This window comes from Sphingobium sp. MI1205, from assembly GCF_001563285.1.
Lineage (GTDB): Bacteria > Pseudomonadota > Alphaproteobacteria > Sphingomonadales > Sphingomonadaceae > Sphingobium.
In genome coordinates this window covers 2583082-2604069 of sequence record NZ_CP005188.1, presented here as the reverse complement: position 1 = coordinate 2604069, position 20988 = coordinate 2583082, and the positions used below count along the sequence as shown (strand labels likewise).

The window sequence follows — 20988 nt, the reverse complement described above, 5'->3', positions numbered from 1 at the left end:
AATTTCAACACTGCATGGGATCACCATATTCTGCAATCCAAGCCTCGACACGCTGAATGTCCGCCTCTGTGTCGATCCCGGAACTATCGAACCTTGGGGGTTCTACTGATACGGTCGTAATACAGATACCCAACTCTAACAATCTCAACTGCTCAAGTCCTTCCAGATCCTCTAGTGCTGTAGATGACGCTGCCTCGAACCGGCGCAGAGCGTCTAGAGTATAACCATAAAGGCCGACATGGCGCCATACTGGCGATAGTGGTTGATGAGCGCGCAAGGCTTCTTCGCCCCTGATGGCTGGAATGATGTTTTTAGAGAACCAAAGCGCTCGCCCGTGATCAGATCGAACGCATGTTGTGCCGCTGAATGGCGATCGCGTTTTATGATCCCGCAGAGCATCCAGGGCGGACCAGTCAAGTGCAATCACCGGAGTGGCAACTTCCGCGCCTGACCTCAGCGCATCGATCACCAATCGCAATGCTTCCTGCGGCTGAAAGGGAGAATCGCCTTGGAGATTAACAACGAAGTCGGGCAGTTCGGGGCGCTGTAGCGCTGCGGCCAGTGCGCGACCAGACCCGCTGGCAATTGCGGCCTCAGTCATTACAGCTTCGCATCCCGCCGTGCGTGCATGGTCTGCGATTTCCTCATCGTCGGTGGCAACTACCAGTTCCGCGCGCGGAATGCGTTGGATGGCCGCGCGCGCCATCGCAATCGTACGGTGCAGGAGAGTGTGTCCGGCAATTACGCGTAAGGGCTTCCGCGGCAAACGTGATGATCCTGCACGCGCTGGAATGACAACTAAAGTGCTCATGTGATCCCAGCCCTCATTAGCTGATGCATATGAATTGCGCCTAAAAGCAAATCGCCTTCGCATACGAAAAGCAGCGTGGTGTTGTGAAGATGCATAAGGCGCAAGGCTTCTGATGCCAAATCTTCTCGATCTACCTGTAAGGGCTTAATGTCCATGAACCGGCAGACCGGTTGATTTAGGTCTTGCGTTCCGAGAACTGCTCGGCGAAGGTCGCCGTCGGTGAGAACACCACGCAGCTGCTCAGCCTCGTTGATTATTGCGGTACCTCCCAAACGCCCGCGCGTCATCTCGATTGTCGCGTTAAGAAGGGAAGCCTTTTCGTGCACCTTCGGCAAAAGCTCTCCTGTCACCATCAGCTGGTGGACTTTGATCAGCTGAGTGCCTAGTTTTCCCTTGGGATGAAACTTGTAAAAGTCATCGGCCGAAAATCCTCGCACCTGAATAAGAGCTGTTGCGAGCGCATCCCCAAACGCCATCTGCACCGTTGTCGATGTGGTAGGTGCAAGATCATGAGGACAGGCTTCTTGCACGCGCGGGAGGCGGATGCAAATGTCGGACGCGCTAGCGAGGGTGCTTCGTTCGCGTGTGGTGATGCTTGCCAACGGGATACCATATCGCCTGCAATATCGAATGATCGGCCTAAGCTCACGAGTTTCGCCGGAGTGCGATAGCATCATTACCAGATCTTTTTGCGTGACCGTGCCAAGGTCTCCGTGCCCTGCATCCGCAGGATGCATAAATATTGCGGGAGTTCCAGTAGAGGTAAGGGTTGCAGTTATTTTGCGCGCAACTATCCCCGTTTTTCCCATGCCCGTGACAATGACACGACCATGAAGCTTCACGATGACATCGACTAAATGCAAGAAGGTATTTGAAAATACGGCGTCTAGAAATCTTTCCTCAAGGGCCGTGATCCCCTTGGAAGCGATCGAAAGGGTTCTGGACGCGGCAGTTATGCTTTTCTGGCGAGGTAGGAAAGGAGTAACCTTTGATGTAGTCGACATTTCAACCCCTTGCCTCACGCTTGCTTCTGAAAAGGTGAAAGCAGCGATAATGCCACAAAACCTTGTTTATAGCTCTGATCTTATCTCGAAACGAGACCGATTTGCCTAGCCGCAGTTAAAAAACGTTTTCAGTAGCCAATGTAGTTCCATATTGGATTTCCTTCGCAAACGCCGATCTGGGATGACCGTGCGACAAGGGCGACTCAATACCGCGTTGGTTTACTATAAATTCAGTCTTTAGCTGGATCTGTTCTCCTGAAAAACGCACAGCAGCAGGCGCAGCATTCGGACGACCGGCCGGTCAAGAAGTTCGTCCGCCAAAGCGAAAGCACTCAGGGCCTGTGCGCCAAGCCCTTGTGTTTGGCATCAGAAGCGGAGCTTATAGCCAACGGTCGCGCTCTGCCCGCTGCTTTCTGAGCCAAATTCCCTGTGGGCACCGAAGAACAGTGCGCCCGCCGGAGTCAGCTTGAGGCTCGCACCCGCGCTCACCGTGGCAAGCGCTTCGCTACGGCTGATGCCCGCGATCGCAAGGCCGTCTGACGCGTGCCAGTAACCCGCCGACGCAAAGGTCCTCCTGCCGCTCAGCTGCCGCTGGATCCCGGAGACACCCATGGGCCGATGGCCGCAATGAGACGGCCGTCACTTTCTATCCGCGCACTGATATCTATTTCGCTGGCCCGACCGACAGCACGCTCATCAATAGCGGGACGAAGGTTTCAAGCGATTAAAACGTGGAAATCCCGTCCGGCGGAGTTCGAGCGACTTTCTGCTGCCACTATCGTTAGTGAATGTGGAATTCGGCGCGCAGAACTCCCTATGATATGCTTGGCACCGCGGCATCAGGTTGCGCGAGCTGCGCCGGCGCTCACCGTAATCGAGCGCTACAACCTGCCCAATATACGTCCTTTAGCGCGATGTCGGAGGCGCTTGTTCGCGGCGAAACGAACGTAAATCCAATTTCATGCATGCGCTGTCGGCCATGCACGATAAGGTTGGTTCATGACGCCGATCGAACGCGCCGCCAAGGCCATGTATGACGCTGTTCAGCCCGAATGGGACTGGAACGATCCGGACGCCGAGCTACTGCGGCGCTTGTATCGGGAAAACGCCCGCGCTGCTATCGCCGCCCTCCGCGAACCGGATAACGTGATGATCCAGGCGGGTGCCGCAGTTTCGCGAATTCGTCGTCTCCGTTCCTGCTGAGTTGCATGACTTGAGAGCGGCGGGCATTGGTCACCCAGCGCTTGATCCGAAAACCTATGGCGCGGCGCAGGAATTGGCGAAGAAGCTCAAGAATCGAGGATCGGACAGCCTCGTCTATCCCAGCGTCCGTCATCCGGGCGGCGAATGCGCTGGCCTGTTCTACCCGGACCGCGGCTCAACCCCAGTTCTGGGTCGTCATCTGGACTATCACTGGGATGGGCAGCCAGATAGGCCGCCGGAAATTCTCCCATGCTTGTTTGGGTTCCCGCAGCGACAGATTGCCAATCCGTTCATTGAGCTTCCCGATGGGCAAGATTTCAGACGGGCATGGCGGCTTTTCTTTCGACAAATAGCTGTCGAAGGCGTCAGCGATGGTACCTGAGCGACGGGCGCTGCGGGTCCGAACATCAGCTGATCGCGCAGCTTGGTTTCATATTCAGCCATCAGGTGCGACGCAGCATTCGCGTCACTCGTTCCTGAACTGAACTCTTTGACCTTGATGCGCCTGTCGCCGAGCGCGACGGAGCCTCGGACGTAGCAAATGCCGTTCTTCCCACGGGGGCGGATGGAGAGCATGTGATCTTTTCCAACAGCAGCTGATATTGTGCCTCTGTCGCGCGCATCTTCCCGCACGCATGGACATAGGGCACGCCATGTTTCTTGAAGATCCGGCGCATCCATTTTGCGGGATCGGCGCTGCTCATGCCGAGCCGTGACAGGATCTCGCGCGGGGTTAGAAGGGAGTTGCCGGGACCGGCAGTTAATGCGGTAGGCGACGGCCGCGCTTTTTCGGACTCGGAGATACTGGTGCGTCTGCCGGCCGCCGTCACAATCGATTGCTGGCGAGTGGCCGCGCGAGGTTTAACTGATGCCCTCGGCTTCTCGCCAGCTGTTGGCACCTCATATGGTACTACTATATCGGCCGTGCTGGCTGCCGGCATCCCAGGATCGTTTATTCGCACGTCAATGCCAACCCTTGAGCTGGCGCTCGCCCCCTGAACAGCTCAGTCATGGCGAACAAGATAAGCGCACACAGCTCCGGCGACGGCTGCGTTCGAGCTTCAGTGAACGGGGGCAGAGCGTTCGCGTGCACCATCGTCTTGGCGCGCTCGTGCGGTCGCTGGACTGGTTCAGCTCGTAGGTTCGTGGACAGCTGCAGCCATCGATGCGCACTGCAGTCGCGATTCGAGCGGTGAGGCTGTAGAGCCTGTTCTGCCAAGTGGTTCATTAGGTCCGCCCCCGCTGCGTGGCTTCTCGTGCTCGGACGAACGTCCGATCGCTCTCCAGGAACGCCGCCAGCATCGCCGGGATCAGTTCGACGACGGGTTCTTCCGTGCCGTAGGCCTGGGCGTAAAGGGCGGCATATTCCCGCAGGGCATTCTGCAGGTCAGGCGTGATGGTGATCGCGAGCTTCACCGGCGTCCGGTCGGGCAACTTGCTAAGCTTCAGATCGGCCATGTCGATCCTCCCCCTATGCCGCGCCAGGGCGCGAGGCGGAGGTCGCGGCTAACAAGCAGCCGCACGGGCGCGCCGGGCCGGATCATGATGGTCGGCTGCACATCAAGGTTGCGAGACGTGAGTTGATCGCCAGCACGCGATACGTTCTGCTGCGTTGACTGATGGATGGCCTCGACGAGATCGCTCTCGCCGCTGATCGACAGTTCCGAGCCAACGCCTAGCAGGGTCGCGATGCCGACGCCCTTGAGCAGGGCCCAACTGTGGAAATTCACCTTGTCCTCCAAGCCCGCGTAGCCCGATGCATCGGTCGCGGGCATATTGTCGAGGCGCAGCGAACTGCCATCGGGCAAGATGATTCGTTGCCAGATGATGAGCGCGCGACGCTGGCCGAAGGCAACTAAGCTATCATATTTCCCGATTAGGCGAGCCCCTTGCGGCACCAGCAGGAACTGGCCGGTCGCGCTGTCGAACACGTGCTGGGTGACCTGTGCGATGACAAGGCCGGGCAGATCGGAATTGAGTCCGGTGATGAGGCTCGCGGCAATGACGCTGCCTGCAGCAAGCATGTAGGGCGATACCGGCGCGGTCGGTTCATGCGGATTGCTGTCACTGGCTGTGTCCTTCCGCTCTGCAAAGGCAATCTTGCGATCCTCCTGGGCAGCCGGGGTCGTAGCCATTGGCTGAACCGCTGGCGGGGGTTCGGCCGGGGCGGGTGCCTGATCGCTGGACCTGATCTGGACCATGACGCCGGATTGCCGGGCCGCCTTCAGCTCAGCGAGCTTTGCTAGTCTTTCTGCTTCGGCGGCATCGGCCGCCGACCGACTGTCTGACCTCGTTCCCACCGGGGCCAGTTGTTGTTGCTGGGCACGCAGGATCGGCCGCCCAAGATCACCTGGCAGCGGTGGTCCTAATCGAGGAGCATCTCCATAGTTAGAGGGCAGGGCGGCTACCGCGTCATTCGCAGATTGACCCATTGGTTGCGAGAGCTCGCTCGCCTGCACCGGCTTGCGGAAGATTTGCGGCTTGAGCGCCAGCCAGGCGATGCCCATCAGGCTCGCCGAGCAAAGTGCGGCTATGCCGATGATGGCACCGCGCCTAAATCGGATGGCTCGCGTAGGGCTGGCACGCAGCACCAGCGTCTCGGGATCGACCTTCGGCGCGGCGGCAGTGTCCGTGGTCATGCACCCCTCCGCTGCTTGCGGTGGGTTCCGCGGGTGATCCGAACAACCTGCTGTTTTTTAAAGCCGAGCCGTAGTTCGGCAGCCTCGAACAGGCGGTCGACAACATAATAGCGCTCACGCACACGGTAGTTGACGAGCTCTGCTCTTCGGTCGGCGCCGATGACAAACAAAGGCGGTGCCTCACCCGCAGCCAAGCCTCGCGGAAACTCGATGTAGGTTTTCTGCCCATCGTCGAACGCGCGCAGCGGCCGCCAGGAGGGCTTGTCGCCAGAAATGGCGTAGTCGAAATGCAGCTGGTCGAGATTGAGGCCGGTCGCCAGCGGCCTCGCCGAATGGGCGGCCTCGGCTTGGCGCCTGAGCGCAACCAGCTCGTCTTGCGGATAGGTCCAGCTGATGGCCGCCATCGGCGTGCGCACAGTGCTGGTCAGGCGGAGATGATAGGTGCGGCGGTCAGTGGTGATGACAAGGTTGGTCGTGAGTCGGGCGGCGAAAGGCTTCACGAGAACATGCATCCGCCGAGTATGACCGCTGCCGCTTGTCGTGTCGCCGATCACCCATCGCGCAGTGTCGCCGCTGGCAACCGCGACCAGTGTTTCGCCAGGTTGCAAGGCGATGTCGGTGACCGACCCTGGCGCGGTGTAGCCTTGGAAGATCAGGCCTTCCGCATAAGCATAGACCCGCGCCGCATTGATGAACCCGTCTGCCGTCGGCTGCTCGGTCCCGCTACGGTTTGCGGCTGCCACCCTTCGCAAGGGGGAGGAGGCTTCGTGCGCGTGAGCCTGAACGGCAGTAAGTGCGGCAAGAGGGAGAAGCATGGTGCGGACGATCATGGCTGGATCTCCTGGATGTTCTGGGGCGCGGGCGCGGCTATATCGGGATCAAGCCGGGAGCCGAGGCGAGGGTTTGCGGAGGACGGCTCCGCTGGAGCTGGCTTTGGTTCCGATGGTGGCTGCGGTTCGGCTTCGAGCTCGCGACTCCAGTCGATGGCATCGACATAGATGCCGAGAGGGTTGCGGCGCAGCGTCTCAGCATCGACGGGAGGGCGGGTGACGATCGTGAGGATGGCAGTCCAGCGGCTGCTGCTGGCCCGCGCACCACGCTCGAACGCGGTCTCCGCCCATTTGACCTGAAACGAAGTATCGGACGCCCGGACGACGCTTGTGACCTGGACTGAGACCGTCCGCTCGCCGACCCGCCCGAACGGGTTGTTGGCCCGGGCATATTCTCCTAAGAACTGCGCCCCCCGCCTCGTCGCGAAATCATAGGCCTCGAGCCAACCCCGCTTCATCAGCACGGGGTCGAGGGAGGTCGAGCGTATGTTCGTAATAAAGCGCGCAAGGTGCCAGGCAATCTGCGGATCGGTCGGCCGGCAACCCGCGACTGCTTCATTTACCGCGCGGGCTTCGCCGAGGCGATCGACCTCTACGACGTAAGGCACGACCCGGCTCTGCAGCGACTGCCAGACAAGGGCTCCGGATACGCCGGCGGCGAGGCCGAGGCTGATGAAGGCAGTCAATCGCCAGTTACGGGCCTGGACCCGGGCCGATCCGATCCGGTCGTCCCAGACTTGGCCCGCTCGTTGATATGGGGTCTCGGGAACAGGGGTGCGTCCGTAGCGCTGTACGCTTCGCTTGAAAACCATAGTCTAGTCGTTCCTTTCCTTGATGTCGGGGGTAGCGGAGCCGCCGCCGCGGTCGCCCTGGCTGATGGCATGTACTGCAAGCTGCCGACGGTGGCGGCTGGTCTGCTCGGCGCGCATCGACCGCGCCCAGGCAGGTGCTCCGTACTGCGCACCAGCATCGCCGCCCGGAGGATTGGAAGCCGGTGATGGAGAGTTTTCGCTATTGAGCGCGTTCCATGCAGCCTGCCGGCAACTCGACGCGGCGTCGCCGAGGCCGAGCGTGCTGCCGGCGCGGGAGCGCACGGCATTGCCTGCGGCCTGCGCCATGCCTGAAAGACCGGCTCCGACCGTGGGCTTTCCCGCCTTTTCCTGGCCGAGCTGGTAGGCGGTGGAGGCGGCAGACCCCATCGCTGTTCCTGCACGGACGGCGCCGAGCGCACCGCCGCCGGCCAGGCGAAGGCCGCCTGCGGCTGTGCCGCCAGCCATCATCGCCATGCCGCCCGCACCAACTGCCGTGCCGACAGCAGCCCCGGCGCCGAGCTGCGGCGCGCCCGATACGAGGCCCGAGGCGACCGACGGCCCGAATATGCCAAGGCCAAGAAGCGACAGGCTCGCGAGCACCAGGCTCATAGCCTGGCCGATATCGGGTTCCTGCCCCTGCAGCGCGCCTGTAAACTCAGCGAAGAAATTGGAGCCGATGCCGACGATCGCGGCAAGCACCATCACCTTGATGCCCGAGCTCACCACATTGCCGAGCACGCGCTCGGCGAGGAAGCTGGTCCGGTTCCATAGCGCGAAGGGCACGAGGATGAACCCGGCAAGGCTGGTGAGTTTGAACTCGAGGATGCAGACGAACATCTGCACGGCGAGGATGAAGAAGGCGATGATGACCAGCGCCCAGGCGAACAGCAGCACGATGATGGTCATGAAATTGTCGAAGAAGGTCGTGAACCCGACCATTTCGCTGGCCTGGTCCAGCAGCGGCCAGGCTGCGGCAAAGCCGGTGCCTGCCAGGCGCCCGGGCTTGAGCAGGTCATCGGCGGAGAGAACGCCTCCGCCTGCGGTCAGCCCCGCTTGCGCGAACGAGCGGAAGATGATGTCGCAAAGGGTGGAGAAGCTGTTCAGGATGAAAGCGAAGGCGCCGACATAGAGGATCTTCTTGAGGAACCGGCCGATGACATTGTCCTCGCCGCCCATCGCCCAGAAGAGTCCGGCAAGCGTGACGTCGATGCCGATCAGCGTCGCGGTCAGGAAGCCGACATCGGGGCCGAGCAGCCCGAACCCGCTGTCGATATAGGTGATGAACGCTTGCAGAAAGCGGTCGATGACGTTGAGGTCGTTCAAGGTGCTGCCTTCTTGGCGAAGCTGAGAGGATGTCGCGGGACGCGGCGGGGGAGCAAAAACCGCGCCCCGCGACGGCGACCGGCGGCGAGAGGGCGAGCCGCCGATCGCTGGTGACCGGATCGGGCCTTGCAGCCCTTCAAGGGGTTAATCGGGCGTGTAGGCCGATCCGGAACCGAGGAATTCCTTAGTCGCAGAGCGCGCCTCGCTGGCCTGCGTCGCCCGCCGGGCCTGCTCGACCGCTTCGCTGCGGAACTGCGCCGCCATCATGTGCTGGAGCTGGAATTGCTGCTTGGCGGTGAGCGCCAGCAGCTGGTTGGTCGCCTGTTGAGCTGCAAGCGAACCCTCGGCGCCCTGACTGCGCGCGACGATCTGGCCAAGCGCCTGACTGTCTGCTTGGATATTCTCGACCACCTGCGCCTGCACGGCCATGGTCTGGCGGAAAGCGCCCATACTGGCATCGAGGCGCGCCCGGGCGTTGCGGACGCGCGCGTCGCCGCGTAGCGCCGATGAGAAGTCCTTCGGAAACAGGGACCCGAACTTCTCGTCCAGTTGATCGACCCGGAAATCTATGGCCTGGGCGCGGCCCATCAGCCGGTCGATTTCGGCGAGCTTCTGGCGCAGCGCATCGAGTTGCGGGAAATCGATGGTCTTGAGGTTCCTGCCCATGTTGGTGAGCATCTGCGCCTCGTTCTGGAGTTGCTGAATCTGCTGGTTCACCTGTTGGAGCGTGCGCGCTGCGGTCAGAATATTCTGCGCATAATTGCTTGGATCGAAGACGGTGATAGCTTTGGCGGGGGTCGCTGGCATCATCACGCACATGGCGAGCGAGCCGCCTGCGCCCAGGCCCAGAATGGCCGCGATCCAATATTTGCGGGACGGAACAGGCATCAGATTTCTCCTCGGGAAGCTGTGGGAAGGGGAAAGTCGGCGGCGAGCGCGGCTGCCCAGTCGAGGCCAGCGTCGCGCAGGAAGGCTTGCGTGAAACCATCGCGGCCTTGGCTTGCGAGGATGGCGTCGATCCGCTTCTGCGCAGCGGGATCGGAGGAGCCGCATAGCGCCAGCGCCACCGGGCCGAGGCCCAGCTCGAACAGCCGGTTGCCGCGTGCGGACTGGAGGTAATAATGCCGCTTGGGCGTAGCCCGCGCGATCAATTCTATCTGCCGGTCGTTGAGCCCAAAGCGGGCATAGATGTCATGACCTTGTGGCTCGACCGCCCGGTCGTTGGGCAGCAGGATGCGTTGCGGGCAGCTTTCGATGATGGCGGGCGCGATTGGGGAACCCGCGATGTCGGCGAGGCTCTGGGTCGCGAACATCACCGCGACATTCTTCTTGCGCAGCACCTTCAGCCATTCGCGGATGCGCGCGGCGAACAGGGGATGATCGAGGAAGATCCAGGCCTCGTCGAGGATCAGCAGCGTTGGCCGTCCGTCGAACCGCTCCTCTAGCCGATGGAAAAGGTAGGTCAGCACCGGCGCCACGGCCGAGCCCATGCCCATCAGCGCCTCGGTTTCGAAGCATTGGACATCGGATAGCGCTAACTGCTGTTCGGCGGCATCGAGCAGCCGGCCATACGGTCCTTCCAGCGTGTAGGGCTGGAGCGCGATGCGCAGCGCGTTCGACTGGAGCAGGAGCGCGAGGCCAGTCATGGTCCGCTCCTCACGCGGGGCGGACGCAAGGCTGCTTAAGCTCGTCCAGATCGCGTCCTTGACTTCGGGCGTAAGGGCTACATTCTCGTGCACCAGCAGCGCCGCGACCCATTCCGCCGCCCAGCTGCGTTCGCTTGGCAAGTCGATATTGGCGAGCGGCTGGAAGGCGAGCGTTTCGCCGTCCGCTTGCGTAGACCCCAGCGCATGGTGCGCGCCGCCCATGGAGAGAACCGCGGCTCGGGCACTGTTCCCCTTGTCGAAGATGTAGACCTGCGCTCGCGCGTAGCGCCGGAACTGGAGCGCGATCAGGCTCAGCAGGACCGACTTGCCGGCGCCGGTCGGCCCGACGACCATCATGTGCCCGACGTCGCCGACATGGGTGGACAGCCGGAACGGCGTCGAGCCCGCGGTCTTGGCGACCAGCAGCGGCGGGCCCTCGAGGTGGCCGTTGCGCACCGGCCCGGCCCATACCGAGGACAGCGGCATGAGATGGGCAAGGTTCAGCGTATGTACCAGCGGCTGCCGCACATTGGCGTAAGTCTGGCCAGGCAGTGACGAGAGCCAGGCTTCGACCGCGTTCACGCTTTCGCGGACACAGGTAAAGCCGAGGCCGTTCACGATCCGCTCGACGGCGCGCACCTTGTCCTCGACCGCTGCGCGGCTGCGGTCGGTGACCGTGATCGTCGTGGTGAGATAGCCGAACGCGACATGATCACCGCCGAGCGCCTGAAGGGCTTGGTCGGCATCGACCACCTTGTTGTCCGCGTCGCTGTCGAGCAGCTGCGCCGGCGAATTATAGAGCACCTCGCGCAGCAGCGCGGTCACCGATTTGCGCTTGTTGAACCATTGCCGCCGCAGCGAGGCCAGCGTCTTGGTCGCTAGGGTCTTGTCCAGCGCGATGAAGCGCGTGACCCAGCGACAGCTGAAATCCTGATGATTGAGCGCGTCGAGAATGCCGGGGCGGCTAAGGCTCGGAAAGCCGAGGATGGTGAGCGTCCGGACATGCAACTCGCCGAGCCGCGGCTCCAGCCCGCCCACCAGCGGCGTGTCCGCGAGGATGCCGTCCAAATATATCGGCGTCTCGGGCGCGACGACCGGATGCCGTCGATCGGAGATCGTGCCGTGGAGGAAGGTCAGCGTCTCGCCATCGTCGAGCGCGTGAACGTCCGGCATGAAGCCGGACATCAGATCAAGCATGCGGTCAGTCTCGGCGACGAAGCTCGCAAGCGCACCGCGCCAGTCACGGCCCCGAAGCGATCCTTCACCCGCATCCGGTCGCTCCACCAGCGTGCGGCCAGCATTGTCGGTCGCATCGGCAGGCGGCAGCCAGGTCAGGCTCAGGTGATAGCGACTCTCGAAATGCGCGCCTTCGGCCTCAAACGCCGCGCGCCTTTCATGATCGACCAGCCAGCTTGCCGCATCGGGAAAGTGGCTGGCGGGATAGCTCATGCTCTCCCGCCGTTCGGCCTGGAAGAACAGCGCCCACCCACTGCCGAAGCGCTTGAGCGCATTGTTCGCCCGGGCACAGGCGGACACCAACTCGGCCTCCGTGGCGGATTCGAGGTCTGGTCCGCGGAAGGCGAGGACGCGAAGGAAGCTCCCGTCCTTGTTGAGCACGATGCCCGGTGCAACCAGCGCGGCCCAGGGCAGATGGTCGGCCAGCCGTTCGGTGGACGCGCGATATTCCGCAAGGTTCAGCATGCGAAATATCCCTTCTGGCGGATGTGGCGCAGGAGGACCGGCGCGAAATCGGGATCCCGGCGGGCAGCCATCATGGCGACGCTGTGCCCCACCGCACAGAGCAATATGCCCGCCACCCATTGCTGCAGGCCAAGGCCGACCGCTGCCGCCAGCGTGCCGTTGACGATCGCGATCCCGCGCGGGGCGCCGGCAAAGAGCAGCGGCGAGCCCAACGAGGCGTGGATTGGCACTTCAAAGCCGTCGATATGCTGCCCGTTCCCCATCATGAGATCAGCGCCCCGCCACCGAAGCTGAAGAAGGAGAGGAAGAAGCTTGAGGCGGCAAAGGCGATCGACAGGCCGAACACGATCTGGATCAGGCGGCGGAACCCGCCTGCGGTCTCGCCGAACGCCAGCGTCAGGCCCGTGACGATGATGATGATCACCGCGACGATCTTGGCGACCGGCCCCTGGACCGATTCCAGCACCTGCTGGAGCGGCTCCTCCCACGGCATGCCCGAGCCGGCTGCCTGGACCTGTGTCGCGAGAGCGAGGGCAAGACACACCCCCGTGGCGGCCAGCAGGGGCGAGTGGCGTAGAAGGCGGTGACGAGCAGTCCTGGTCATGGTCATTTCTCCTTGGGATTGCGGATCGGGAGGGCGGCGAGCGCATAGGCGCCGGTGTCGGGATCGAGCCCGATGACGCGGGCGATTTTCGAGACCCGGCGGTCGATGCCGCGGCCCGAGATGAAGACGACCATGTCGATGGCCTCGGCGATCAGCGGGCGCGGCACGGTGACCACCGCTTCCTGGACGAGCTGCTCGATCCGGGTGAGCGCGGCGAACGCCGAGTTGGCGTGGACCGTCGTGATTCCGCCCGGATGGCCCGTGTTCCACGCCTTGAGCATGTCGAGCGCCTCGGGCCCGCGAACTTCGCCCACGACGATCCGATCGGGGCGCAGGCGCAGCGTCGAGCGGACGAGCTGCGTCATCGTCACGTGCGGGGGGCGGGTACGCAGCGCGACCGTATCGGGCAGCGGGCATTGAAGCTCGCGCGTGTCCTCAATCAGGATGACTCTTGCATCCACCCAAGCCATCTCGGCTAGCAGCGCATTGGCGAGCGTGGTCTTGCCCGAGCTGGTGCCCCCAGCGATGAGGATGTTGGCGCGCTGGGTCACCGCTGCGCGAAGCGCGTCTGCCTGGGCGTCCGACATCAGCCCGTCCGCGACATAATCATCCAATGTGTGCAGCCGCTGGGCTGGCTTTCGGATCGAGAAGCAGGGGGCTACCGAAATGGGGGGCAGCAGGCCTTCGAAGCGCTCGCCGGCATGGCCATCCACGTGCGGCGGCAGCTCCGCCGAGATGATCGGCTGCTCCCCATGCACCTCGGCGCGGGCATGCGCTGCGACGAGCCGGATGATCCGCTCGACCTGGGCCGGCTCCATCCGCACATGGGTATCGGTCCGTCCCTCGCCGAGCCGGTCGAGACGAAGAGCCCCGTCAGGGTTGACCATGATTTCGATGACTTGGATGTCGCTCATGGCGGCGGCGATGTCTGGCCCAAGCGCTGTGATGAGCATGCTGCGCTTACGCTCGGCCGCGGTCGCGCTGGGGCGTGCAGCGGAAAGGGAGGCGCTCACTGGCCCTCCTCCTGATCGCGCGCGCCAACGGCCAGCGAACGGCGCCCGGCTGCAACGTGGCGGCCCACCTGGCTCACAAAGGCCTCGAACCGCTTGGCGGCGAGAGCCCGGCCGACATGGTCATTCTCGGCAAGCGGTGTCTGGACCGACAGTTCAAACCGGATGAACAGTGCGAGGGTCTCGAGGATGACCTGCGCGTCGCGATCGATCCGCCCGATCGCCCGTGTCATGCGGTCGAGCCGAATGGCGAAGCGTTCCTCCAGTTCGGACGCGCCGCGCCGGTTGAGCCAGGCGGTGACCGCGTCGGTGAGTATCGCCGACTTGGTCGCCCCGGGCTTCGCGGCAAGGGCCTCCAGCCGGTCGCTGATGGGCTTGGGCAGGAATAGCTGGTGGCGGATTTTCTGCGTCATGGGTCAAAAGTCCAGCTGGAGGTCGCCGGCGTGGCCCGAGGCAGAGTCGAGCCCATAGGCCGTGCGGGCCGCGCTCGCCGCTTGCGCCTGGTCCATTGCGCGCCGCTCGGCCGCGCCATCGGTCTCGTCGTCCCCAAGGCCCAGGGGGTCGGCGATCTCTGGCTCGAGCGTCGCTGCGGGCTCGATTTCATAGGCGGGATGCAGCGCCTGCTCGATCCCGCCCACCTCGCTATCGGCTTCAGTGCTGGCGGCGCTGTCCAGCCGCGCATCGGCGCTGCGGACCTGGACTGCCCAATCGTCAGCACGTTGCGGTGGCAGATCTGGGTAGCGAGCGGCGCCAAGAGCAGGCGGCAGCAGGACGCGCGTCATGAATGCGCGATCTTCATAGTAGCGCAGCTTTTTTGCCCGGATCGGCGGTCGCCCGGAAACCAGCACAAGCTCGTCGCTGGCGGAAAGCTGCATGACCTCGCCCGGGGTCAGCAGCGCGCGGGCGGTCTCCTGTCGGCTGACCATCACATGCGCAAGCCAGGGCGCCAGCCTGTGCCCGGCATAGTTGCGCATGGCGCGCTGTTCGGTTGCAGTGCCGAGCGTGTCGGATATGCGCTTGGCGGTGCGCTCGTCATTGGCGGCAAAGGCGATCCGGACATGGCAGTTGTCGAGGATGGCGTTGTGCTCGCCATAGGCCTTCTCGATCTGGTTGAGGCTCTGCGCGATCAGGAAGGCGCGCACGCCATAACCGGCGAGGAAGGCGAGGCTGGTCTCGAAAAAATCAAGCCGGCCAAGGGCTGGGAATTCGTCGAGCATCAGCAGCAGCCCGTGGCGCTTCGATGCTGCCGTGGCGTTGTTGCCGGTGGCGTGGAGCGTCTCAGTCAGCCGACGGCCAGCCTGGTTCAGGATCAGGCGAATGAGCGGCTTGGTGCGGCTGATGTCCGAGGGCGGCACGACAAGATACAAGGATACCGGGTGCTGCGCCTCAACCAGATCGGATATGCGCCAGTCGGATCGCGAGGTGACCGCCGCGACGGTCGGATCACGGTAAAGGCCGAGGAAGGACATGGCGGTCGACAGCACGCCCGATCGCTCATTTTCGCTTTTGTTGAGCAATTCCCGGGCCGCCGAGGCCACCACCGGATGAACCGCCGGTGTTTCGTCCGTTCCAAGATGGTTTGTGGTCATCATCCGTCGCAGCGTGGCTGCGAACGGGCGCTGCGGGTCGGAGAGAAGGGAAGCGACCCGGGCGAGCGTCTTCTCCTCCTCGGCATAGAGGACATGGAGGATCGTACCAACCAGCAGCGAATGGCTGGTCTTCTCCCAATGATTGCGGCGCTCGAGCGCCCCTTCGGGATCCACCAGTATGTCGGCGATATTCTGGACGTCGCGGACCTCGTTTATGCCCCGGCGTACTTCGAGCAGCGGATTGTAGCGGGCGGAGCGCAAATCGGTCGGATTGAACAGCAGGCAGTGCGAGAAGCGGGCGCGCCAGCCGGCGGTCAGTTCCCAATTCTCGCCCTTGATGTCATGGACGATCGTCGAGCCCGTCCAGCTGAGCAGCGTGGGCACCACTAGGCCCACGCCCTTGCCCGAACGGGTCGGGGCGAAGGCCATGACATGCTCCGGGCCATCGTGACGCAGATAGTGATGGCCGAGGCGGCCGAGGGCGACGCCATTCTTCCCGAACAGCCCGGCGGCAGCCATATCCTTGCGTGTCGCCCAGCGCGCCGAGCCATAGGTGGTGACGTTGCTCGACTGCCGCGCGCGCCAGACGGAGCCAAAGATGGCCGCACCGCAACCGAGGAAACCGCCGCCTGCAGCGATTGCGCCAGCCTCATCGAAGATGGCGGGCGCATAGGCGTCGAAGGAGAACCACCATGGGAAGATCGACCAGGGCGGGTAGATCGGCATGCCGAGCAGCGCGAACCAGGGACGCCCTAGCTCAGGTTGATAGGCAAGCTTGGCTGCCGCCCACTGGGTCGCGGTCCAGATGCCCAGCGATATGATCGCAAGCACCAGGATGATCTGCCCTATCAGAAGTTTCGTCGGGGTCATGCAGGCCTCTGCCCAGTGCGACCGATTTCGCTACGGGGTCGGCACAACATCCAGGAAACGGGGCACGAAGATGAGATACCCGCTGGTGTCGCCTAGGGCGCTTCTGGTGCCACCGGGGCCGTCGCCGCCGCTCGCTCCCCATTTCGCGATCCGCTCCCGCCCTCGTCATAGAGCGGACTATGTCAGCTGATGACATGATGCCTATGCTGAGGGCGGACGAACGACACCTTACAGAATGGCTATACCCATATCTTCAGCCGATAGATGGCCATCGCGCATGGCTGCCGCGACGAGCTGCGCCCTGCGCTTTACGCCATAGCGGTGCCGTGCCGCCTCAACATATTCCCGGACGGTTTGCGGGCTGAGGCCGAGTTGGTCAGCGATTGCGCGGTCGGTCATTCCGCGCGCCAGCAGCCGGATGCAATCGAGCTGGCGGGGACTGAGCGTCACGAGCTCGGCTTGGGACTGTTCGCTCCTTGCAAGCCGGTGAGCCTGAGCAAACACGATGCTGCCCATCAACCTGGCGGCCAATATGGCCATGGGCTGGGGGGCGTTTCGATCGCCTACCGCCAGGGAGAACATCGCGCTCGGCAGGCCGGGTAGGCGGAAGGGGAGGGTGATTCCATTGGCGAGCCCATGCCCGGATGCGAGCGACAAGGTTTCGCGTTGGTGATCAGAAAGGGTCATGGTCCGTTCGATCGCTGTCCAACCGATGCCATCGACGGAGCGCGCGGCTGCCGCATGAGCTGGATCGTCAAGATGCCGCTTCTCCTGGAAAATCCTGCTTATCCATCGCTCTGGATAGGTCGTGAGGAAGATCGAGGCATGGCCGGGAGGGGAGGGCTGTGGCCGGAAAAGGGTGAAGCAGCTAAAGCCGAGCGAGCGGGCCAAAGGCTCCGTGAGCGCTCCTAGCCGTTCCAAGGAAGAAGCGTTCAGCGCCTTCCGTTCAAACTCGACCAATGTCTCGAACATGAGCCTCTCCGGCAGGATCGACGTTGCGGCAGCGGCTATGGCGCCTCGAAAACCAGTAGTAACGACGAAAGCAAGCCGAGTAACCCCCACAGTTGTGGGGATTTAATCATCAGCCCACATCGTCTATCTGATTCGATGTGGAGCGATCATAGCAGAATGCTCATCTGCCGATCGTCCTCAAGGCATCATAGAAAAAATTCGATGTAATCGATCCTGCGCACGCAAGTGCCGCAGTGGCATCTCCTATGATGTCGATGACCGACAAGTTGCTCCACTTCACTTCATCAAGAGGAGACGCATATGAGTGACATTGCGAATATCATCGACGAGACGCTTCCCGATGAGACCGACAGGCGCATGGATGAACTCCTCTCGACAATCGGTGAATCAAGCTACGACAAGCTGGCCGATACTCTTGTTGAAAAATTCGGCCTGGAATTGGATGAAGTGGATCATCATCCGCTCAACATCAAGGCTGTCATCAAGGGCAGGCAGATAACCTTCGCCAAGTCGGTTTCCTGGCCGTCGCGCACTTTCATGCTGCTGCATAGCCTGGGACATTATTATTTCATATGCGAGGCCAAGAGCAAGAATATCGAGCGATACGCCTATATATACGATCTCCGGGGCGTTCAGGCGGCGCTGCATTACTATGAGCATGAGGGCAGTGCCAACGGCCTCGATGCGCCACCCGAGATGACCGACGAGAAGCGGAAGGACCGGGTTTCCTTCGAGGTGGGCGCCAATAATTTCGCCGTCGAGATGCTGCGTTCGCTCGGCCTCTCCGCCTATGTCCCGATCATCCGAACCTATGAAGCGGGCGACATCCACTACATCGTCGATGTGTCGCGCTACGGCAAACAGGCGATCACCAGCAGCGACAGGGACTATCTACAGAAATATGTGTTCGCTGGGCACAGCGTCGATCCTGCAGACGCCTATGACGATGGCGTCTTCGACGCATCGCTCTTCGATGTCGATGCCATCGACTGGACATTTCTCGAAGACATCAAGCTCGAGATCCATTTCTTCTGATGCTTGTCTTGTGGAGGTGATTTCATGTTCCAGAGCCTCGCTGCTCCTGCCCTTGTACGACCGACCATCGAGGAGGCGGAAGATGCTGTCCGCACCTTGCTGCGATGGGCGGGCGATGATCCTGGCCGAGAAGGTCTTTCAGGTACGCCGGAACGGGTCGTCCGATCCTACCGGGAATTTTTCGCAGGCTATGCCATGGAGCCGGTCGATGTGCTCAGCCGCACCTTCGAGGAAGTGGAAGGCTATGACGATGTCGTCGCGCTTCGTGACGTGCGCTTCGAAAGCCATTGCGAGCATCACATGGTGCCGATCATCGGGTCGGTCCACATCGCCTATCTCCCGGCCAAGCGGGTCGTCGGCATCTCCAAGCTCGCCCGCGTCGTGGAGGGCTATGCCAAGCGCTTCACCATCCAGGAGAAGATGACCGCGCAGATCGCCAATGCCATCGACCAGACATTGCGGCCCCGCGGCGTCGCCGTCATCGTCGAGGCAAGCCATCAATGCATGACCACCCGTGGCGTCCACAAGGCTGGCGTCGCGATGGTCACCAGCAGGATGACGGGCGTCTTCCGGGATGATTTCCGCGCGCGGATGGAATTGTTCGCTCTCCTCGGCTTGCCTGCCGTGCCCTGACTCGGGGCCATGTCTCTTTTGCATCTCAAGGAGTTGCTTCAGCCCAGATGTCGCGGATAGATGTCGCCTCGATGACCGGACATCGTCTTGCGGCGCTTTGGCTTTGCCTGTTCGTGATCGGATCAGCGGAGGTGGTCGCTGGTCCGATCATGCAGGTTATGGGCGATGCTTTTGGCGTTCCGGCCAGCGCAGTCGCCTATCTGCCCGCAGCCTATGGCCTCGCCTATGCTGTCATCGCATCGATCGCCGGCCCAATCTCCGACCGCTGGGGGCGCAAATGGCCCCTCATGACCAGCCTGTCGGCTTTTTCGCTATTGTGCGGCGTGCTGCCGAGTTCAGGCAGCCTCGCGACCGCCATCGCGTTGTCTGCAGCATTGGGCATGATGGCGGCGATCATCCAGCCGGTAAGCCTCTCGCTCGTCAGTGACGTCACGGCTCCCGCCGACATGGCCCGGCGCATCGGCCAGGTCTTCATAGGTCTAATGACGGCCTTCATCGTGACCCCGGTGGTGTCGGGTCTGGTCGCTGCGCGATTTGGCTGGCAGACCAGCTATCATATCCTCGCTCTGCTCGCCGCTATCGCTGCCGTGCTTGTGGCACGACTGTTTCCCGCCGATCGGGCAATGTCCCGCGCGCCTGTCACGCTTCTCGCCATGCACCGTGGAGCCCTGGGTCTCGACGAGATAAAGGTCCGGCTTGCCGCAAGCTTCCTCTGGCTCGGATGGATGGCGGGGATCGGCGCGGTGGCTGCGGAAATTGCGCGGCGGAAGTTGCAAACCGGACCTGCGGAAGCCGGGGCCGTTGCGGCCTTCTGGGGCGCGCTCATCATGGCAGGCAATCTGAGCGGGCATCGGATAGAGAAGCGTCTGGCAATAGGAGCCTTGCCGATCATGGCCGGCATGGCGGCGATCGGCGTTCTTGCCCTCATGCTTCCTGTCACCTCCGCTGTTGTCCTGGCAGGAGCCGGCGCCATATGGGCATTTGGCTATGGTTGCGCGGGACCGCTTCATCACGCCCGGCTCAGCAACCTGTCCGAGGATTATCGCGGGACCGTCAATTCCTATCACGCCAGTCTCCTAAACCTGGGTATTTTCTCCGTGTCGAGCCTCTATGCCCTGACGCTTGGGGTCCTCTCCCTCAACATGTTCATCGCGGCCGTGGCCACTATGGGCTTAGCCGGCGCCTTCCTTCTCATCATGGCCGCTCGGCTTCTTGGCCTCGGCAAGGCGCGGTCGGCCCGAAGCTGAACCGGCAGCGGAATGCTCTTGGAAGGCTTGCTCTCCAACAATCGGGATGCTTGATTGACAAGGCGAATTTCCATTGGCGCCGCAGGTGACCCGCACAGAGCAGGTGCAGCTTACCGGAACCGACACCGGCGGTTCGTGCGGCGTCACCCAGGAGACGGCCGCTGAGAAGACGAGGGAGTGGGGCGGCACATTTGCCGGTGAAAATCGACGAGAGGAGCCCCGGGGGTCTTGCTGCAGCCGTGTCCGTCGCGGACTGCGTGCTGCGCTGCCTGGCAAGAGCTGCCTCGCGCGCCGAACTTGCAAATGTCATGGAGGCGATCACCCGCGAGCTTGGCTTCCGCCACTATGCGCTGGTTCATCATGATGACCTGAGCGGCGATCCTCCAGGACGCGTCAAGCTCCTCAACTATCCGGCGGCTGCCACGGAGCGGATCATCGGCCAGGGGCAGTGGCGGAGTGATCCCGTCATGCGCGGCTGCATTTTTGCGCAGCGCGCATTTTGCTGGGACGAACTGCCCGGCATCATCATGATGGACCGGCGCGATCAGGAATGCTTCGCGGCGGGGCGGCGGCTTGGGCTGAAGCAGGGCATCACCGTTCCCTATTTCGCCCTTGGCGAACCGGTCGGCTCCTGCACCTTTGCCGGTGGCGGGTCCCGCACATCGGTTCGCCGCTGCCTTGGCGTCGCCCAGATGGTTGGTGTCTTCGCCTTCCAGGCGGCCAAGCGGGTGATCGGGGACCCCGAGCAGATTGTTGCGGCGCGTCCACGCCTCCATCCCCGTCCGAGGGACTGCATCGTCCTTGCCGGGCGGGGCATGTCCAACAAGCAAATCGCCCGGGAGCTGAAGATCACGCCGCGCACGGTCGATGGTTATCTGACCGACGCCCGCCGTCTGTTCAACGTGCATGACCGCACGGAACTGGTCGTCAGCGCCGTTCTTGCCGGAGAAGTCGGCCTCCATGAATTGAAGCCACGTCAACCCGAGTAATTACCCGGCCTATTCGTACTCTCTTCCACCTGCTTCCCTCCGACGCGTCAGTCACGATCCGGGGAGGCCC

Annotated in this window: 22 protein-coding genes; 6 read left to right on the top strand and 16 right to left on the bottom strand. The window is 62.6% G+C overall.

The features are described from left to right. Positions 1-4 precede the first annotated feature (4 nt). The 3 genes from K663_RS23345 to K663_RS12775 all read right to left on the bottom strand — a co-directional run bounded on the left by K663_RS23345 (position 5) and on the right by K663_RS12775 (position 2427). On the bottom strand, positions 5-811 hold the full coding sequence (locus tag K663_RS23345; protein WP_083535901.1) for a 3-deoxy-manno-octulosonate cytidylyltransferase: 807 nt from the start codon (positions 809-811) through the stop codon (positions 5-7). Next, positions 808-1815 carry a KpsF/GutQ family sugar-phosphate isomerase gene (locus tag K663_RS12780; RefSeq protein ID WP_062118167.1) on the bottom strand — a complete coding sequence of 336 codons (1008 nt, stop codon included), beginning with the start codon at positions 1813-1815 and terminating at the stop codon, positions 808-810. Before K663_RS12780 ends, K663_RS23345 begins: the two co-directional genes overlap by 4 nt. A 366-nt stretch (positions 1816-2181) precedes the next feature. Continuing rightward, entirely contained in the window at positions 2182-2427 is a 246-nt protein-coding gene (locus K663_RS12775) for a hypothetical protein (RefSeq protein ID WP_062118163.1), read from the bottom strand. Between the two features lie 387 nt (positions 2428-2814). On the opposite strand from K663_RS12775, the gene K663_RS12770 reads away from it, so the two are divergent. Both K663_RS12770 and K663_RS25145 read left to right on the top strand, forming a co-directional pair. Beyond that, positions 2815-3018, top strand: a complete 204-nt coding sequence (locus tag K663_RS12770; RefSeq protein ID WP_062118160.1) for a hypothetical protein — start codon at positions 2815-2817, stop codon at positions 3016-3018. Then, the gene (locus K663_RS25145) at positions 2978-3400 is read left to right on the top strand and encodes an RES family NAD+ phosphorylase (RefSeq protein ID WP_083535900.1); all 423 of its coding nucleotides are present in this window, start codon (positions 2978-2980) and stop codon (positions 3398-3400) included. The genes K663_RS12770 and K663_RS25145 overlap by 41 nt, the downstream gene beginning before the upstream one ends. 845 nt (positions 3401-4245) lie before the next feature. On the opposite strand, the gene K663_RS12760 is transcribed toward K663_RS25145, so the two are convergent. The 13 genes from K663_RS12760 to K663_RS12700 form a co-directional block, all read right to left on the bottom strand. Beyond that, positions 4246-4476, bottom strand: a complete 231-nt coding sequence (locus tag K663_RS12760) for a DUF2274 domain-containing protein (protein ID WP_062118154.1) — start codon at positions 4474-4476, stop codon at positions 4246-4248. Beyond that, on the bottom strand, positions 4464-5657 hold the full coding sequence (locus K663_RS12755) for a TrbI/VirB10 family protein (RefSeq protein ID WP_062118151.1): 1194 nt from the start codon (positions 5655-5657) through the stop codon (positions 4464-4466). Before K663_RS12755 ends, K663_RS12760 begins: the two co-directional genes overlap by 13 nt. Next, a complete protein-coding gene (gene trbG / locus K663_RS12750) occupies positions 5654-6487 on the bottom strand; it encodes a P-type conjugative transfer protein TrbG (protein ID WP_201026631.1) in 834 nt (277 codons plus the stop codon). Before trbG ends, K663_RS12755 begins: the two co-directional genes overlap by 4 nt. Further along, on the bottom strand, positions 6484-7299 hold the full coding sequence (trbF, locus tag K663_RS12745) for a conjugal transfer protein TrbF (RefSeq protein ID WP_062118148.1): 816 nt from the start codon (positions 7297-7299) through the stop codon (positions 6484-6486). Before trbF ends, trbG begins: the two co-directional genes overlap by 4 nt. Before the next feature lie 3 nt (positions 7300-7302). Next, the gene (gene trbL, locus K663_RS12740) at positions 7303-8622 is read right to left on the bottom strand and encodes a P-type conjugative transfer protein TrbL (protein ID WP_062118145.1); all 1320 of its coding nucleotides are present in this window, start codon (positions 8620-8622) and stop codon (positions 7303-7305) included. A gap of 144 nt (positions 8623-8766) precedes the next feature. After that, positions 8767-9510, bottom strand: coding sequence for a P-type conjugative transfer protein TrbJ (gene trbJ, locus K663_RS12735; RefSeq protein WP_062118142.1), 744 nt, complete (start codon positions 9508-9510; stop codon positions 8767-8769). Then, positions 9510-11969 carry a conjugal transfer protein TrbE gene (gene trbE, locus K663_RS12730; protein ID WP_062118140.1) on the bottom strand — a complete coding sequence of 820 codons (2460 nt, stop codon included), beginning with the start codon at positions 11967-11969 and terminating at the stop codon, positions 9510-9512. Before trbE ends, trbJ begins: the two co-directional genes overlap by 1 nt. Further along, positions 11963-12235, bottom strand: a complete 273-nt coding sequence (locus tag K663_RS12725; protein ID WP_062118137.1) for a VirB3 family type IV secretion system protein — start codon at positions 12233-12235, stop codon at positions 11963-11965. The genes trbE and K663_RS12725 overlap by 7 nt, the downstream gene beginning before the upstream one ends. Then, positions 12232-12573, bottom strand: a complete 342-nt coding sequence (locus K663_RS12720) for a TrbC/VirB2 family protein (protein ID WP_062118134.1) — start codon at positions 12571-12573, stop codon at positions 12232-12234. The genes K663_RS12725 and K663_RS12720 overlap by 4 nt, the downstream gene beginning before the upstream one ends. A gap of 2 nt (positions 12574-12575) precedes the next feature. Then, the gene (trbB, locus tag K663_RS12715) at positions 12576-13526 is read right to left on the bottom strand and encodes a P-type conjugative transfer ATPase TrbB (protein WP_062120869.1); all 951 of its coding nucleotides are present in this window, start codon (positions 13524-13526) and stop codon (positions 12576-12578) included. A 56-nt stretch (positions 13527-13582) separates the two neighbouring features. Then, positions 13583-13996, bottom strand: a complete 414-nt coding sequence (locus K663_RS12710) for a hypothetical protein (RefSeq protein WP_062118132.1) — start codon at positions 13994-13996, stop codon at positions 13583-13585. 3 nt (positions 13997-13999) lie between these two features. Next, complete coding sequence (locus K663_RS12705; protein ID WP_062118129.1) at positions 14000-16042, bottom strand: conjugal transfer protein TraG; 2043 nt, start codon at positions 16040-16042, stop codon at positions 14000-14002. 228 nt (positions 16043-16270) lie between these two features. Beyond that, the gene (locus tag K663_RS12700; RefSeq protein WP_062118126.1) at positions 16271-17014 is read right to left on the bottom strand and encodes a helix-turn-helix transcriptional regulator; all 744 of its coding nucleotides are present in this window, start codon (positions 17012-17014) and stop codon (positions 16271-16273) included. Between the two features lie 300 nt (positions 17015-17314). Here K663_RS12700 and K663_RS12695 point away from each other — a divergent pair, with 300 nt between their 5' ends. The 4 genes from K663_RS12695 to K663_RS12680 all read left to right on the top strand — a co-directional run bounded on the left by K663_RS12695 (position 17315) and on the right by K663_RS12680 (position 20918). Then, positions 17315-18049: a hypothetical protein gene (locus K663_RS12695; RefSeq protein WP_062118123.1), complete on the top strand. Its 735-nt coding sequence runs from the start codon at positions 17315-17317 to the stop codon at positions 18047-18049. Positions 18050-18073: 24 nt separating this feature from the next. Continuing rightward, positions 18074-18682 (top strand): GTP cyclohydrolase I FolE, encoded by a 609-nt coding sequence (gene folE, locus K663_RS12690; RefSeq protein WP_062118120.1) that lies wholly within the window; start codon positions 18074-18076, stop codon positions 18680-18682. 71 nt (positions 18683-18753) lie between these two features. Continuing rightward, the gene (locus tag K663_RS12685) at positions 18754-19929 is read left to right on the top strand and encodes an MFS transporter (RefSeq protein WP_062120867.1); all 1176 of its coding nucleotides are present in this window, start codon (positions 18754-18756) and stop codon (positions 19927-19929) included. A 239-nt stretch (positions 19930-20168) separates the two neighbouring features. Further along, positions 20169-20918: a LuxR family transcriptional regulator gene (locus K663_RS12680; RefSeq protein ID WP_235589445.1), complete on the top strand. Its 750-nt coding sequence runs from the start codon at positions 20169-20171 to the stop codon at positions 20916-20918. Positions 20919-20988: the final 70 nt, after the last annotated feature.